The organism is Geomonas anaerohicana, assembly GCF_016458305.1.
In the GTDB taxonomy this organism is placed as follows: domain Bacteria; phylum Desulfobacterota; class Desulfuromonadia; order Geobacterales; family Geobacteraceae; genus Geomonas; species Geomonas anaerohicana.
In genome coordinates this window covers 166,058-181,607 of the sequence record NZ_JAEMHL010000006.1, presented here as the reverse complement: position 1 = coordinate 181,607, position 15,550 = coordinate 166,058, and the positions used below count along the sequence as shown (strand labels likewise).

At 63.1% G+C, this 15,550-nt stretch carries 16 protein-coding genes; 4 read left to right on the top strand and 12 right to left on the bottom strand.

Going from position 1 to position 15,550, the window contains the following annotated elements; genetic code table 11:
* Positions 1-48: 48 nt before the first annotated feature.
* From JFN91_RS13070 to JFN91_RS13060, 3 genes are read right to left on the bottom strand one after another with little or no spacing between them, the layout of a single operon-like run.
* Positions 49-498, bottom strand: coding sequence for an N-acetyltransferase (locus tag JFN91_RS13070; protein ID WP_199389636.1), 450 nt, complete (start codon positions 496-498; stop codon positions 49-51).
* Entirely contained in the window at positions 495-2,156 is a 1,662-nt protein-coding gene (gene recN, locus JFN91_RS13065; RefSeq protein WP_199389635.1) for a DNA repair protein RecN, read from the bottom strand. Before recN ends, JFN91_RS13070 begins: the two co-directional genes overlap by 4 nt.
* A complete protein-coding gene (locus tag JFN91_RS13060) occupies positions 2,157-3,023 on the bottom strand; it encodes an NAD(+)/NADH kinase (protein WP_199389634.1) in 867 nt (288 codons plus the stop codon).
* Positions 3,024-3,160: 137 nt separating this feature from the next.
* On the opposite strand from JFN91_RS13060, the gene JFN91_RS13055 reads away from it, so the two are divergent.
* From JFN91_RS13055 to pfkA, 3 genes are all read left to right on the top strand, one after another.
* Positions 3,161-5,656: a glycogen/starch/alpha-glucan phosphorylase gene (locus tag JFN91_RS13055; protein WP_199389633.1), complete on the top strand. Its 2,496-nt coding sequence runs from the start codon at positions 3,161-3,163 to the stop codon at positions 5,654-5,656.
* A 51-nt stretch (positions 5,657-5,707) separates the two neighbouring features.
* Positions 5,708-6,976 (top strand): replication-associated recombination protein A, encoded by a 1,269-nt coding sequence (locus JFN91_RS13050; protein ID WP_236015136.1) that lies wholly within the window; start codon positions 5,708-5,710, stop codon positions 6,974-6,976.
* Positions 6,977-7,075: 99 nt separating this feature from the next.
* Positions 7,076-8,035 (top strand): 6-phosphofructokinase, encoded by a 960-nt coding sequence (gene pfkA, locus JFN91_RS13045; protein WP_199389631.1) that lies wholly within the window; start codon positions 7,076-7,078, stop codon positions 8,033-8,035.
* Between the two features lie 231 nt (positions 8,036-8,266).
* On the opposite strand, the gene JFN91_RS13040 is transcribed toward pfkA, so the two are convergent.
* The 8 genes from JFN91_RS13040 to amrS form a co-directional block, all read right to left on the bottom strand.
* Positions 8,267-8,647, bottom strand: a complete 381-nt coding sequence (locus tag JFN91_RS13040) for a VOC family protein (protein WP_199389630.1) — start codon at positions 8,645-8,647, stop codon at positions 8,267-8,269.
* Positions 8,648-8,706: 59 nt separating this feature from the next.
* Positions 8,707-9,159: a hypothetical protein gene (locus tag JFN91_RS13035; RefSeq protein WP_199389629.1), complete on the bottom strand. Its 453-nt coding sequence runs from the start codon at positions 9,157-9,159 to the stop codon at positions 8,707-8,709.
* Positions 9,160-9,178: 19 nt separating this feature from the next.
* A complete protein-coding gene (locus tag JFN91_RS13030; protein WP_199389628.1) occupies positions 9,179-9,799 on the bottom strand; it encodes an HAD family hydrolase in 621 nt (206 codons plus the stop codon).
* Positions 9,800-9,820: 21 nt separating this feature from the next.
* Entirely contained in the window at positions 9,821-10,135 is a 315-nt protein-coding gene (locus JFN91_RS13025; RefSeq protein WP_199389627.1) for an HNH endonuclease, read from the bottom strand.
* A 32-nt stretch (positions 10,136-10,167) separates the two neighbouring features.
* A complete protein-coding gene (gene rnhA / locus JFN91_RS13020; RefSeq protein WP_199389626.1) occupies positions 10,168-10,614 on the bottom strand; it encodes a ribonuclease HI in 447 nt (148 codons plus the stop codon).
* Entirely contained in the window at positions 10,604-11,251 is a 648-nt protein-coding gene (locus JFN91_RS13015; protein WP_199389625.1) for a lysophospholipid acyltransferase family protein, read from the bottom strand. The genes rnhA and JFN91_RS13015 overlap by 11 nt, the downstream gene beginning before the upstream one ends.
* Before the next feature lie 86 nt (positions 11,252-11,337).
* Positions 11,338-12,720 (bottom strand): sensor histidine kinase, encoded by a 1,383-nt coding sequence (locus JFN91_RS13010; RefSeq protein WP_199389624.1) that lies wholly within the window; start codon positions 12,718-12,720, stop codon positions 11,338-11,340.
* Positions 12,711-13,724: an AmmeMemoRadiSam system radical SAM enzyme gene (amrS, locus tag JFN91_RS13005; protein ID WP_199389623.1), complete on the bottom strand. Its 1,014-nt coding sequence runs from the start codon at positions 13,722-13,724 to the stop codon at positions 12,711-12,713. The genes JFN91_RS13010 and amrS overlap by 10 nt, the downstream gene beginning before the upstream one ends.
* Positions 13,725-14,175: 451 nt before the next feature.
* Here amrS and JFN91_RS13000 point away from each other — a divergent pair, with 451 nt between their 5' ends.
* Positions 14,176-14,328 carry a TFIIB-type zinc ribbon-containing protein gene (locus JFN91_RS13000; protein WP_199389622.1) on the top strand — a complete coding sequence of 51 codons (153 nt, stop codon included), beginning with the start codon at positions 14,176-14,178 and terminating at the stop codon, positions 14,326-14,328.
* Positions 14,329-14,383: 55 nt separating this feature from the next.
* On the opposite strand, the gene JFN91_RS12995 is transcribed toward JFN91_RS13000, so the two are convergent.
* Positions 14,384-15,529, bottom strand: a complete 1,146-nt coding sequence (locus tag JFN91_RS12995) for a tRNA-queuosine alpha-mannosyltransferase domain-containing protein (protein WP_199389621.1) — start codon at positions 15,527-15,529, stop codon at positions 14,384-14,386.
* Between the last annotated feature and the right edge of the window lie 21 nt (positions 15,530-15,550).

Below are 15,550 nucleotides of genomic sequence, written 5' to 3'. Positions count from 1 at the left end.
AAAGCAGTACTAGCCCCTAGCCCCTAGCCCCTAGCCCCGCCTTTGCCTTTACAGCTCCAGAATCATCGCGATCTCATCGCAGTCCGGGAACTTGACGCACTTAATGCAGTCGCCCCACACCTTGTGCGGCAGCTCGGACTTGTCGGCAACCTTGAAGCCGAACTTGGCGAAGAAGTCGGGCTTGTAGGTGAGGCAGAAGAGCTTCTTGAGCCCCAGGCTACGGGCCTCATCGATGCAGGCACCCACCACCTGGCTGCCGATGCCGCGCCGCCCGACGCTCTCGGCGACGGCGACGGAACGGACCTCGGCCAGGTCCTCCCACACGATGTGCAGGGCGGAGGTGCCCAGCAACTGGCCGTCCTCCTCGAAAACATAGAAGTCGCGCAACGCCTCGTACAGCTCGGAAAGCGAGCGGGAGAGCATTTCCCCGCGGCTCGCGAAGTTGGTCAAAAGTTTCTGAATGTCTTTTACGTCGCCAATCCTGGCCTTTCTGATCATCTCACTGCCTCCTGAATCAACTCCCTGGCGTGTTCCAGGGTCTTTTCCGTGACGCGCGCGCCGGAAAGCATGCGCGCCACCTCGGCCACCCGCTCCTCCCCTTCCAGGAGTTCCACGCCGGTGGCGGTGCGCCCGTCGGCGACCTTCTTCTCGACCTTCAAGTGCTGGTCGGCGAAAGCCGCCACCTGCGGCAGGTGGGTGATGGCCAGCACCTGCTGTTCACGGGCCACCCGCTTCAGCTTCTCCCCCACCAGCGCACTGGTCGCCCCGCCGATACCGGTATCCACCTCGTCGAAGATGAGGGTGGGCACCTCGGAGTCGGGGTGTAGCTGCTTCAGCGCCAGCATGAGACGGGAGAGTTCGCCGCCGGAAGCGATCTTGGCCAAGGGCTTCGGGGGTTCGCCCGGGTTCGGGGAGAACAGGAACTCGGCCCGCTCGAAGCCGTAGCTCTTTGCCTCGGCGCTCTGCTCGAAAGAGGTCTCGAACACCGCGTGCTTCATGGCCAGTTCCCCGAGTTCGTGCTCCATCCCCTGCTTGAGCTTCTTCGCGCCGTCCTGGCGCGCCTTGGTCAGCTTGGCTCCCAGCGTCGCCAGTTCCTGCTCCAGCTGCGCGATGCGCTGCTGCAGTTCGCTCCGGACCCCTTCGATGTTGGAGAGCACCGACAGCTCCTGATCCACCTGGCGCTGGTACTCGAGGATCTCCTCGATGCTGGCGCCGTACTTCTTCTTGAGGCGGCCGATGGCGTCGAGCCGGTCCTCGATCTCCTCCAGCCGTGCCGGGTCGGACTCGACGCGGGCGGCGTAGTCGCGCAGGGTGAGGGAGGCGTCTTCGAGCTGCGCATAAGCCGCCTCGAGCGTCTCGGTAACCGGAGTCAGCGCCGGGTCGATGCGCCCTGCGTCGGCGACACCTGCGATGATGCCGGAGAGGGTCCCCAACAGCGTTGCCTCGCCACCGTAGAGGGCGTCGAAGGCGCCCTGCGATGCGCCCATCAGTTTCTCGCTGTGCGCCAGCCTGGCGCGTTCCTCGGCGAGTTCCTCTTCCTCACCCGCGGTGAGCTTCGCCTCGGCGATCTCGTTGCTCTGGAACGCGAGCAGGTCGAGCCGGCGCGCAGCCTCGCGCTCCCCCGCCTCGAGCGCCTGCAGTTCGTGTTTCGCCGCCTGGCACTGCTCGAAGCGCGCGGCGAAATCTGCGCGCAGGGAAATGGCCCCGCAATAGCCGTCCAGAAGAAGCAGGTGCTGCTCGGTCTTCAAAAGGCTCTGCGCGTCGTGCTGGCCGTAGATGTTGATCAGGTTGCGGCAGATCTCCGAAAGAAGCGAGGTGGTGGCCAGCCCACCGCCGATGAAGACGCGGCTCTTGCCGCCGGCAGCGACCACGCGCCGCACCAGCAGCTCGCCGTCGCATTCGATGCCGGCTGTCGCCAATGCCTCCAGCAGCGCCTCGCGGCCGGAGAGGTCGAAGACGGCCTCCACCGAGGCCTCCTTGGCGCCGGCGCGGATCAGGTCGGCGCTGCCGCGCCCGCCGAGGATCAGGTTCACCGCGTCGATGATGATGGACTTGCCCGCGCCGGTCTCGCCGGTCAGGATGTTGAGCCCGGGGCTGAACTCAACGTGCAGCTTGTCGATGATGGCAAGGTTGGTTATCTGGAGCTCTCTGAGCACTTAGCGTTCACCCCATTTAAGCTTGGTGCGGAGCACCTCGAAGTAGTCCTTGCTGCGGGACTGGATCAGGCGGGTCACGTGGGGGGCCTTCCGGATCTGCACCACGTCGCCAGAGAGGAGCTTCATCCCCACCTGGCCGTCCAGAGTGAGGAACACGGACTCGTCCGGGGCGTAGTTCAGCTTGATGGCTATCTGGGCCTGCGCGTCCACCACCAGCGGCCGGTTGGTCAGTGTGTGCGGGCAGATCGGGGTGATCGAGATGCACTCCAGCTCCGGGTGCAGGATCGGGCCATTGGCGGACAGCGAGTAACCGGTCGAGCCGGTCGGGGTCGATATGATCAGGCCGTCGGCCTTGAAGGTGGTCAGGTAGCGCCCGGTCACCGAGGTTTCCATGTCGATGATCCTGGCCAGGGCCCCCTTGTTGATGACCACGTCGTTCAGCACGCGATGCAGCTCTACCACTTCGCCCGCGCGCTCGACGCTCGCCAGGAGCATCATGCGCTCGGTGGTCTCGAAGTCGCCGGCCAGGCAGCGCTCCATCGACGGGTAAAGCTCGTCCAGGGTGATCTCGGTGAGGAAACCGAGGCTCCCCAGGTTGACCGCCAGGATCGGGACATCGCACTCGCCGATGAGACGGGCAGCGGCGATCAGGGTGCCGTCCCCCCCGAGCACCACCACGAGGTCGGCGTCGCGCGCGATTTCGGAGCTCTCCGAGCTCTCGGCGAGCGTGGTACGCCTGAGCCTGCGCGAGAGGTGTTCCTCGACATGAGCGGTAACACCCCGTGCCGCCAGCCACTCGATCAGCTCTTCGGCAACCCCCAGGCAACGCGGATCGTGCACTTTCGCGAAAATGGCGATTTTTTTCATCACGAGCCCTTTACTTGTACTGTAATCTAGGATTTACTAGCACAGTTGGTGTATCATGTCCAACGGAAAACTGGCGCACCCCAAGTAGTCCCGCAGAGACTTTCCCACAATAACTACGTGCAGATGCAGGGTGACTCATGACCGACGAGCAGATAGGCGTGAACGAAGAGCTTGACAAGCAGATGCTCATTATCAAGTCCTTTCTCGAACATCTCGAATACACACTGGGAAAGGACAAATACTCCGCCACTCCTTATGACAGGTTCAACGCCCTCGCCTATGCCGTGCGGGATTACCTCGTTGAGCGCTGGCTCGACACCCAGCAAGCGTACTACAACTCCGACAACAAGAGAGTCTACTACATGTCCATGGAGTTCCTGATGGGGAGAACCCTCAGCAACAGCCTGATCAACCTCGGGATTTGGGAGGACTTCAAGGACGCCATCACCTCGCTGGGCAACGACTTCGACCAGATCGTCAACGAGGAGCAGGACGCGGGCCTCGGCAACGGCGGCCTGGGGCGGCTCGCCGCCTGCTTCCTCGACTCCATGGCCACCATGTCCATCCCCGCCTACGGCTACGGCATCCGCTACGAGTACGGCATCTTCCGCCAGCACATCATCGACGGCGCCCAGGTGGAGATACCGGACAACTGGCTGCGCTACCGCAACCCCTGGGAACTGGACCGGCAGGAGCACCTGCACACGGTGAAGTTCTACGGCCGGGTCATCTCGACCTTCGACGCAAACGGCAAGCTGGTGCGCGAGTGGGTCGACACGGACGACGTCATGGCCATGGCCTACGACACCCCGATCCCGGGCTACCAGACCCACAGCGTCAACACGCTCAGGCTCTGGAGCGCCAAGTCCAGCCGCGAATTCGACCTCAAGTTCTTCAACGAGGGGAACTACATCCGCGCGGTGGAAAAGAAGATGCAGTCGGAGACCATCTCCAAGGTGCTCTATCCCGCCGACAACGTGGTGGAGGGGAAGGAGCTCCGCTTCAAGCAGGAGTACTTCCTCGCCTCGGCCACCGTGCACGACGTCATCTACCGCTTCAAGAAGAAGCACCAGGACATGAGGCTTTTGCCGGACAAGGTGGCCATCCAGTTGAACGACACCCACCCCACCCTCGCCATTCCCGAACTGATGCGCGTGCTCATGGACGTGGAGGGGGTCGAGTGGGAGGACGCCTGGGAGATCACCAAGAAGACCTTCGCCTACACCAACCACACCATCCTCCCCGAGGCGCTGGAGCAGTGGCCGGTCTGGTTCTTCGAGCAGATCCTGCCCAGGCACCTGCAGATCATCTACGAGATCAACGAGCGCTTCCTGAAGGAGATCCGGGAGCGCTTCCCCGACGAGCCCAACCGCCTGGCGCGGATGTCCATCGTCGAGGAACACTGGGAGAGAAAGATCCGCATGGCGCACCTGGCCATCGTGGGGAGCCACTCGGTCAACGGCGTCGCCGCGCTGCACACCGAGATCCTCAAGAACGAGCTGTTCCACGACTTCTACGAGATGTACCCGGAGCGCTTCAACAACAAGACCAACGGCATCACCCAGCGGCGCTGGCTCAAGATGTCCAACCCCGCCCTCTCCGGCCTGATCGACGAGTACATCGGCGACGGCTGGACCACGAACCTGTACGAGCTGGAGAAGTTGCGTGCCATAGCGGCAGACCCTGAGTTCATCGCTCGCTGGCGCCAGGTGAAACGGAGCAACAAGGAGGGGCTGTGCCGCTACATCAAGCAGCACAACGACCTCGACGTCGACCCCGACTCGCTCTTCGACGTGCAGGTGAAACGGCTGCACGAGTACAAGCGGCAGCTGCTGAACGTGCTGCACATCATCACGCTCTTCAATAGGATCAAGGACAACCCGGGAGCCTACGTGGTGCCGCGCACCTTCATCTTCGCGGGCAAAGCGGCGCCGGCCTACGCAACCGCCAAACTGATCATCCGGCTCATCAACGCTGTGGCCGCCGTGGTCAACCACGACCCGGACGTGGCGGGACGGATCAAGGTGGTCTTCCTGGCCAACTACAGCGTGTCGCTGGCGGAAAAGATATTCCCCGCCTCCGACCTCTCCGAGCAGATCTCCACCGCCGGCACCGAGGCTTCCGGCACCGGCAACATGAAGTTCGCACTGAACGGCGCCCTCACCATCGGGACGCTCGACGGCGCCAACATCGAGATCATGGAAGAGGTGGGACGCGAAAACATCTTCATCTTCGGCATGACCGCGGCCGAGGTGTCGCAGCTGCGCGCGCGTGGCTACAATCCGCGGGAATACTACAACGGCAACCGGGAACTGAAGCGGGTACTGGACATGATCGCCTCGGGGTTCTTCTCCCCGTGGGCTCCCGAACTGTTCACGCCGCTCACCGACTCGCTTTTGAACCTCGGGGACCATTACATGCTCCTGGCCGACTACGCGTCTTACGTAGCCTGCCAGGAACAGGTCGCCCAGTTGTTCAAGCAGCCCGACGAATGGGGCCGGCGCGCGATACTCAACTGCGGCGGTATGGGCAAATTCTCCAGTGACAGGACCATCGACCAGTACGCCCGCGAAATCTGGGGCATCAAGCCGGTGGACATCCTTCCGGGAGCCGTGGAACTACAGAGGCATTGATTGGATCTTTTCAACGGAACTGACGAACGATTCGCGCCGCTTGCCGAACGCATGCGGCCCCGCACCATCTCCGAATACCTGGGACAGGGGCACCTTCTGGGCGAAGGAAAGCTCCTGAGAAGCCTGATCGAAACCGATCGGGTCACCTCCCTCATCTTCTGGGGCCCTCCGGGCTCCGGCAAGACCACCCTGGCCCGCATCATCGCGGGCGCCACCAAGAGCCACTTCATCTTCTTCTCGGCCATCATGAGCGGCATCAAGGAGATCCGCGAGGTGGTCAAGGAAGCCGAGGACATCCTCAAGTTCCAGGGCAAGCGCACCATCCTCTTCGTGGACGAGATCCACCGCTTCAACAAGAGCCAGCAGGACGCCTTCCTCCCCTACGTTGAGCGCGGCACCTTCACCATGATCGGCGCCACGACCGAGAATCCGTCCTTCGAGGTGATCGCGCCGCTTTTGTCGCGCTGCAAGGTGCTGGTTTTGAACCCGCTTGCCGACGAGGACATCCGGCAGATCCTGGTCAACGCGCTGACCGACCGCGAACGCGGACTCGGGGAATTCGAGCTGACCGCCTCCGAGGACGCCCTCTCCTTCATGGCCGAGCAGGCCGGCGGCGACGCCCGCATCGCGCTCAACACCCTGGAGACCGCGGCGAGGCTGGCGCGCGAGGGCGAGATCTCTCTCGATATCGCTCGCGAGGCGACGCAGAAGAAGCCCCTGCTCTACGACAAGGGGGGCGAGGAGCACTACAACGTCATCTCCGCCTTCATCAAGTCGATGCGGGGCTCAGATCCGGACGCCGCGCTCTACTGGCTGGCGCGGATGATCGAGGCGGGAGAAGACCCCATCTTCATCCTGCGCCGCATGGTCATCTTCGCCTCCGAGGACGTGGGCAACGCCGACCCGCGCGGGCTGCAGATGGCGGTCTCGGCGCTGGAGGCTTTCCGGCTGGTGGGGATGCCCGAGGGAAGGATCATCCTGGGGCAGGCCGTCACATACCTCGCCACCGCTCCAAAATCCAACGCGAGCTACATGGGGATCAACGAAGCGCTGGCCGAGGTAAGGAAGTCCGGCGGCCTTCCGGTCCCCATGCAGATCAGAAACGCCCCCACCAAGCTCATGAAGGGGCTGGGCTACGGCAAGGGTTACCTCTACCCGCACGACTACCGGGACGGCGTCGTGGCGCAGGGCTACCTCCCGGAGCAACTCTCGGGACGGCGCTTCTACGCACCCAAGGAGAGCGGCTACGAGAAAAGCATCCGCGAGCGCATGGCATGGATCAGGGGACAGCGGGAAAAGACGAACGATCCCGAGCGGTAAGGCCTTGTTGAAAATGCAACACCCCATGATATATTCAAGCTTGCTTTGCCCGGGGCGGACCAGCCCCCTCGGCACACTAACCTCCAGCGGAGTCAGAGCATGAAGAAGATCGGGATACTCACCAGCGGCGGAGACTGCTCCGGCATGAACGCGGCGATCAGGAGCGCAACGCGCACGGCGCTGGGACACGGGGTGCAGGTGGTCGGTTTCAGGAAGGGGTACGCGGGCCTGCTGAAGGGCGACCTCTTGGAAATGACCACCAGGGACGTAGCCGGGATTCTGCACCGCGGCGGCACCTTCCTGCAGTCGGCTCGCAGCGAGGAATTCCGCACCGTACTGGGCCGGGAAAAGGCGGTCCGACACCTGCAGGACCTGGGGGTCGAGGGGCTGGTGGTGATCGGCGGCGACGGCTCGCTGAACGGGGCGCTCGCCCTGCACCGCATGGGGGTGCCGGTGATGGGGATCCCGGCCAGCATCGACAACGACATCGCCTTCACCGACATGGCGCTCGGCGTCGACACGGCGCTCAACAACATCATCTACGCCGTCGACTGCATCAAGGACACCGCCAGCTCGCACGACCGCGCCTTCGTCATCGAGGTGATGGGAAGAAACTCCGGTTACCTGGCCAGCATGAGCGCCATCGCCACCGGCGCGGAGTACGCCATCATCCCGGAGGTTGAGTGCGACATAGCCGACCTGTGCAACCAGCTCAGGCAGCGCTACGAGGAAGGGCGCAGCAACGCCATCATCATCCTCGCCGAAGGTGCCGGCCGCGCCCAGAACATCGCCGACAACATCAAGGACGCCATCGGTTTCGAGACCCGGGTCACCGTGCTCGGGCACTACCAGCGCGGCGGCGCGCCTTCCGTGTTCGACCGCCTCTTGGGGAGCCGCTTCGGCCATGCCGCGGTCGAGCAGTTGCTGGCCGGGGAGAAGGGTAAGATGGTGGGGCTTTGCTGCGGCGAGATCTGCTGTACGGCGCTGGAGACGGTGGTGGTGAGCGAGAAGACCCAGCAGGATCAACTGCACGATCTTTCCATGATCCTCGGCATTTAGAACGAACAGACTGCACGTGCTTTCGCAGCGGGAGGACCGACTCCCCCTCACTAGCCCTCCCCCTCCGGGGGCGGGGACCTCACCGGTGGTTCTTACAGATCGGCTCCTCCCCCCGGAGGGGGGAGGTTGGGAGGGGGGAAAAAAACGGGACGCTGCCCTTAGGAACCATGAGACAAAAAAAAGGCCGCGCACCGGATTCCGGGCGCGGCCTTTGACGTTATGTGAGATCCGCTACGGGCGGCAGTAGGTGATGGCGCTCACCACCGCCCCCTGCGGATCCTGGAGCACGCAGAAGCGCCCCACCCTCGGGATGTCGGTGGGGGGAACCAGCACCGTCCCTCCCAGCTCCTCGGCCTTGGCCGCGGTCTGGTCCACATCGGTCACCGTGACATACACGCCCCAGCCCAGCGGCTTGCGGTGCCCCGGTCCGGCGGGAGCCATCCCCCCGACCTCCTTGCCGGCAACCTTGATCAGGGTGTAATCCCCTTCCCCGTCCCAGCGCTCCATACTCCAGCCGAAAACCCTGCCGTAAAAGGACTGGGCGGCGGCAACGTCATCCGTCGTCAGTTCAAACCAGCTAAAAGCACCCTGTTCCTTGAATCGGTCGGTCATCTGGCACCTCCTCGCGCTCTGGATGGGCAAACGAGGAAAAGTATACTACGGAACCGGGCTCAACGCAGGCCGACGCGGGAAAGAGCGATGCCCAGCCACTTGTTCAGGAAGTGATCCCGGGAAAGGAAACGCAGCGGCGGCGGTTTCCTGGTGCCGAGTGTGGCCAGGAGCGCCTTGATCTCCTCGCTCCCGCCGACCGACATCCCCTTCCTGAGCGCCTCCAGGGCTTGCGGCTTCTCACGGGCCGCCTGGTGCACCCGGGCCAGGTTCAGGTAGTGCACCGGGTTCTCCGGCTCGAGCTCCAGGGAGGCAAGGCAGAGCTCGCGCCCTTTCTTCACCTGGCCCCGCTCCTTGGCGATGCACAGGCCGAGGTAGGAGTGCAGCAACGGGTTGTCCTGGAGCTTCAGCGCCCGCTCGAGTTGGGCAAGGGCCACCTGGTACTCGCCGACGGAAAAGGCGGTGAGGGCGCGACTGAACAGCTTCTCGACATCTTCCTGCGGCACAGGCTCCATAGGTCCAACCCTCCGGTGGCTAAAGCAGTAACAGCAGATCCTGGTGTCTATCTATCCTTGTGGTCCCCCCGAGGTCACCGCGGTAGGCGACGAAGGGGACCCCGGCGCCTTGGGCGGCGCGGCGGTCCACGTCCGAGTCGCCGACGAAGAGTGCCTCGTCCGGCGCGAGTCCGTAGTGCTCCAGCACCTTGAAGAGCGGCTCCGGATGCGGCTTGGGGTTCTTGACTCTCCCTGCCGTCATGACGCAGCTGAAGTAACCGTCCAGCCCGAAGGAGGCGAGCAGGATGTCCATTGAGCTCGCGCGGTTGGTGCAGATCGCCAGCTCCACCCTCCCCTTCAACGCGTCCAAGGTCTCGCGCAGCCCCTGCTCCATGACCATGAGCGGGAAGAGTTTACGGTAGTCGATGCCGGCGGAAAAGGCGCGCACCTCGTCCATGCGGTCGTCGCCGGCAAACAGGTATTCGAGCACGTCCTTGTTGCAGTAGGTGTGCAGGATGCGCATGGTATCGTGGTCGCCGCGGTCGATGGCGGGCTTGCCGAAGCGCTCCAGGATCTGGTGGTAAAAGGCGTAGTTCGCCTCGAAGGAGTCGAACAACACGCCGTCGCAGTCGTAGATGACCGCCTTGATCTTTTGGCTCAAAACTCTATCTCCACGGCAGCCTCACTCCGCGCCGGCGCCGCCGTCCCGCCCCATCCCTGCCAGGTATTCCTGCCACTCGATGGGGAGCATGTGCTTCTTCTTGTTGTTGCATTCCTTGCAGCAGGGGACCACGTTCCCCTTGGCGGACTTGCCGCCCCGGATCACGGGAACGATATGGTCCATGGAGAGCTCAGCCGGGGGGAATTTGCCCCGGCACCAGTGGCAGACCCCCTTGGCCACCCGGTTCTTCCACCACTGGCTGCGCCGCAGTTCGCGCGCCTTTTCACGCTCGCGCCGGACCTCCTCCTCGGAGACCTCGATGATAAAGTAATCCACTGCACCCTCGTTATCGGGAGGCTGACGCCCCCTTACCTGCCTGCGCCGGCCCGGTAGCTGTCGATAGCCGCCCGCGCCAGTTCGTCGCAGCGCTCGTTTTCCACGTGGCCGTTGTGGCCGCGCACCCAGACCCAGGTGATCCGGTGGGTCTTGGCGAGCGCCAGCAGTTTCTCCCAGAGGTCGCGGTTCAGGACCGGTTCCTTCTTGGAGTTCACCCATCCCCTTTTCACCCAACCGGCAAGCCACTCGGTCATTCCCTTGGCGAGGTACTGCGAGTCGGTGGTGACCACCACCTCGCAGGGGCGGGTCAGCGCCTCCAGCGCCTGGATGGCGGCGCTCATCTCCATCCGGTTGTTGGTGGTCTCGCCCTCGGCGCCGGAAAGCTCCTTAACCTTGTCGCCGTAGCGCAGGATGCTCCCCCAGCCGCCGACGCCGGGGTTGCCGCTGCAGGCGCCGTCGCAGAAGATCTCAACCCTCATGCGACTGCCTCCCCTGCTGCAACTGCGCGGCGATGGCGTCCATAACGCGGTCCACGATCAACTGGTGAGTCTCCTTGCAGTCCTCGAGCTGGTACAGGTCGCTGAAATCGAGCGGCGCGCCGAAAACCACGCCCCCTTGCAGCCCCACACCCGGGAACTTCCAGCGGTTGATACCGGTGAGCGCAGTCGGGATCACGTGCGGCCTGGTGTCGTAGATGATCTTGCCCACGCCGCGGTTACCCTTGCCGAGGACGCCGTCCTTGTGCCTGGTCCCCTCGGGGAAGAGCATCACCTTCTGGTCGGCCAAAAGCGCGTTGATCTGCTTGCCGGCACGCACGTCGCGGCCCCGGCGCACCGGGAAGGCGCCCCAGGAGCGGTATACGAGCCCCATGAGCCCGGAGAAAAGCTCTTCCTTGGCCGGGGCCCACAGCATCTGCATCGGGTGGTTACGGATCACGGCCCAAGGGAGAAACACGGTGTCGTAGGCGGAGATGTGGTTGGAGGCGATCAGGACCCCTCCATCGGCGGGGATGTGGTGGGCTCCCTCGACGCGGAACCGGTTCAACAGTGAAGCGTAGCTGCCGATTACCCAGACCGAGAAAGTAACCCAGAAGCGACGTAGCAATGAAACCTTCAAGAAGAAAACCTCTTCATCACGTGGATTTTATTGAAAGAAAGTTGATGTATAGCATGAATGGCGCTGCCGGGGCAACCGTTTCCACGTCACCGCGGCAGCGTGAAGTAGAAGGTGGCCCCGCGGCCGGGCTCCCCTTCCCCCCAGACCCGGCCGTTGTGACGGCGCACGATACGGCGCACCGTGGCAAGCCCCAGGCCGGTGCCGGGGAACTCGCGGTAGGTGTGCAGCCGCTTGAAGGGCTGGAACAGCTGTCCGGCGCGGGTGCTGTCGAAGCCGGCGCCGTTGTCGCGGATGAAGATGGCGGTCTCCCCCTGCTCGGTGGTCTGAGAGCCGAGCTCCACCACCGGGGCTTCCACCTTGGTGCTGTACTTCCAGGCGTTGGAGAGAAGGTTTTCCAAAACCACCCGGAGAAGCTGGGGATCCCCGTGCACCGTGAGATGTTCGGGGGCGCGGAAGGAAACGGGGCGATCGGGGTAATCCTGGCGCAGTTGGGCCGCTATCTCGAGGGCGGCGGGGACCAGGTCGAAGGTCGTGCAGGAAATCTCCACCTCGGTGACGCGGCAGAGCACCATCAGCGAGTCGAGCAGTGCCTCCATCTGGATGCAGCCGTCATGGACGAGATCGACGAAGAAGCGGCCGTTTTCATCGAGCTGTTCGCGGTATCCCCGCAGCTCCTGGGCCGAACTGTACACCCTGGTGAGCGGGGCACGCATGTCGTGGGAGATGGCGTGGCAGAACGCCTCGAGCTCCTGGTTTGCCTGTTGCAGTTCCGCGGCCTGGTGGGTAAGGGCCGCGTTGAGAGCGGCGGTTTCCTGTTCGGCAAGCTTGCGCGCCGTGATGTCGCGGACGATCTCGATGCCGAAAAGGGGCTTGCCGTCACTCCCCTTCAGGGAAGAGCCGATCAGCTCGACGTACCCCCCGGTGGCGGAAGCCTCCGGCCCCAGTTCGGCGCGGTGCACCTTGCCGTCCTCGAAGGAGGCAAGAATGTGGCACCCGGCGCAGGCCTCGCTCTCCTTGCGGTACGCCTCGTAGCAGTAGCGACCGGCATGGGTGCCGGTCATGCGCTGGTGGGCCGGGTTTTGATAGAGCACCTTGAGTTCGGGATCCTGGATGGAGACGGCCTCCCCTAGGGCCTCAAAGATACGCTCCATCTTGGCCCGCTCCTTTTGGGCCTCTTCCAGCGCATCCTGCAGAGCCCGCTCCAAAGCGGCTTCGTTGCGGTGGGCGCGGCGGCTGTAGAGCAGCAGGCCACAGACCAGAAAAAGTACCAGGGCGAAGTCCTCGTGGCTGTCCGAGGCCAACAGATACTCGCTGAGCGGCTTGCCACCGAAGAGCAGGTAATCGAGCAGCCCATCGACGACCCAGAACACGAGGACGATAACCGCGCCAAGTAGTACCTGGAAAAAAAAAGAAACGAACCCTGGTTCGGAGAGCTTCGCCCACCGGGCCATGCGCCGCATTACGTCCATACACCCTCGATGACCGCCCCGCATCCGGGGCAGGTCCCATTGCAGAGAAAATTCTTTTCCACCAGGTAGCCGAGCCTCTTAATTAGCAGGGAGCCACACAAAGAGCAATAACTGTTTTCGCCCCCCTCCCCCGGCACGTTGCCTTCATAGACATAGCGAAGCCCCGCCTCCTGCCCGATGCGCCTCGCGGCCCGCAGGGTTTCCACCGGCGTGCGCGGCTGGTCGGTGAGGCGGTGGGTCGGGTAGAACTGGGTCACGTGCCAGGGTGTCTCCACACCTACCTCCTCGGCGATGAAGCGGGCAAGGTCGCGCAACTCGGCTTCGGAGTCGTTGCGGTTGGGTATCACCAGGGTCGTCACTTCGACCCAGATCCCCTGCCGCTTGTAGTCCCGGATGCAGTCCAGCACCTCCCCGAGCGCAGCTCCCACCACTTCGCGATAGAAGGAGTCGGAAAATCCCTTGAGATCGATGTTGGCGGCATCGAGGTAGGGGGCGATGGCGGCCAGGGCAGCGCTGGAAATGTAGCCGTTGGTGACGAAGATGTTCTTGAGCCCGGCTGCCTTGGCCAGTTTGGCGGTCTCGTAGGCATACTCGAAGAAGATGGTGGGCTCGGTGTAGGTGTAGGCGATGGAGCGGCACCCCGTGGCGAGCGCCCGTTCCACCACGCTTTGAGGCTCGACGAAATTGCCGGAGCGCTCCACGGCCCGTTCATCGGGCTGGGCGATGGTGTAGTTCTGGCAGTGCAGGCACCTGAAATTGCAGCCGACGGTAGCCACGGAGTAGGAGCGGCTCCCGGGCAGGAGATGAAAAAGCGGTTTCTTTTCAATGGGATCGACGTGCTCGGCAACGAGATTGCCATAGACCAAGGTGTACAACACCCCGTCACGGTTCTCCCGGACCCGGCAACGGCCACGCTGCCCCGACGCGATCAGGCAGCCGAAACGGCACAGTTCGCAGCGCACGCGTGCGCCGTCCAGCTTCTGGTAGAACATGGCTTCTTTCATGTCGCACCTCCGATCGGGCCGGCCGGTAAATTAGCGAGCGCAAATATACCATTTACTGCATAAAATTTCCAGCGGAAATTTAAACAGATGCAGTTCTGTGCCCAGATACCGTATACGCTCCATCAAACCATCGTTCCACGATTTCGGGTGCGAATATTTTTTTCGCCACACCGATCATTTTACGCAAAGGTCAACTACAAAGCGCTTCCGAGACATACCCTTGTTTGATTGTGGGAATCAATCTGTGAATACAGGTGTTTACATCAATAAGGGAGGATGAAGTTGACGCAAAAAAATGAAATGTTTTAAAATGAAGGCTCAGGGAACAAGGGAGAGACAAAAGCTAAACTACTGTTTTAGGTGACTTTTTCCAAAAAATAGCACTTGACCAACACGATACGTTCTATATATTGTCAAAATCATAAATTCCGCCCTTGGGGAGAAACGAAAAATGAAATGCCCGCATTGTGACAACAAAGTAGGAATCGAGATCGACATGCATTCCGACGGCTACGCCAAAGACCTGCTGGAATGCACCTCCTGCGGTACGGTCTGGCTCGAGAAAGCGTCCCAGATCATCACCGTGAACAAGCAAGCCGCCTAAACGGGAATGGGGGCGCCCCGAGGCGCCCCCCCTCCGCCGTCCCATCCTCTATTCCTCACCAGCCGAAAGCAATCTCCGGCACCACTCCTCCTGCACCAGCGACCAAGCCAGCAAAGAAGTCATCGTAGACCGCAGCGATCCGCCCCCAGTCGTAGCGCGCGACGTGTCCGCCCAGGTTCGGCCGCGTTGCGCTCGCCCCGGTCAGCAGTTGCCGCAACCGGTCCACCAGCGGCTCATCGTCCCGATACACGACCGCCTCCACGCTGCCGCCCGGCACGTGCTCCGGGTAGGCCAGCCGGTCCGGCAGCAAGGCCTGGCAGCCGCAGTAGAGCGCCTGTACGACGCTGGCGCCGAAGAACTCCTGGCGCGAGGTTACCGGCAGGATGTCAGCTCGCCAGAGCCACTGTGCGTACTCCCCGAAACTTTTCTGGTAGCCCCACTCCGCCACCCGCGCGCCGAGCCTCTCCCGCGCCTCTTTGAAGACCGCCGGCACCCGCCCGAAGGACTCGCCCAAAACCGCCACCCGGAACTCGATGCCCTCGTCGGCCAACTGGTACAGCGCCTCGAAAAATGCCTCCGGCGCCTTGTCGTACTCCCAGCGGTGGTTCCACAGTAACAGCGGCACCTCCGGTTCGGTCGCCCCCTGCGGGCGAAAGCGGTCCAGCTTGACCAGGTCCAGCCCCAGGGGGAGCACGCGGCTTTTTGCCGCAATAGCATCGACGCTGGCAAGGTCGACGGCATCGGGGAAGCGCTTCAGGAAACCCGGGAGATCACCCAAAAAGGAGTCCATGTGGTAGCGCGAATTGAAGAGCACGGCGTCGGCGGCCAGCGCGCTCACGTAGTTGATGAAGGCATAGTGCAGGTCGCGCTGTGCCCCGGGATCAGGGTCGCCGGGAGACCATGGATAGGTGAGTTGGTTCTCGTGGAAGTAGATGGCGCTTGGACAACGGTCGCTAAGCGGCCTGGTCAGCGCCAGGAAGGTAGTCAGGTCGAGCATGTCCGTGGCGAGGATGAGGTCGGGCTTCTTGCCTGCCGCGAGGAAGCGGGAGGCCAGGGTGACCGCCCCGCCGTGCATGCGCCATTTCCAGTTGCGGCCGGCCAGGGTGAAGAGTTCGACGTCATGGGTCGAATGGGCGGCGTACTCGGTGGCCCAGGCGGCGTGGGACCCGGTGCAGTAGGGCTCGACGAGTGCGATGTGCATGACTGGCGCTCCTATCGGGCC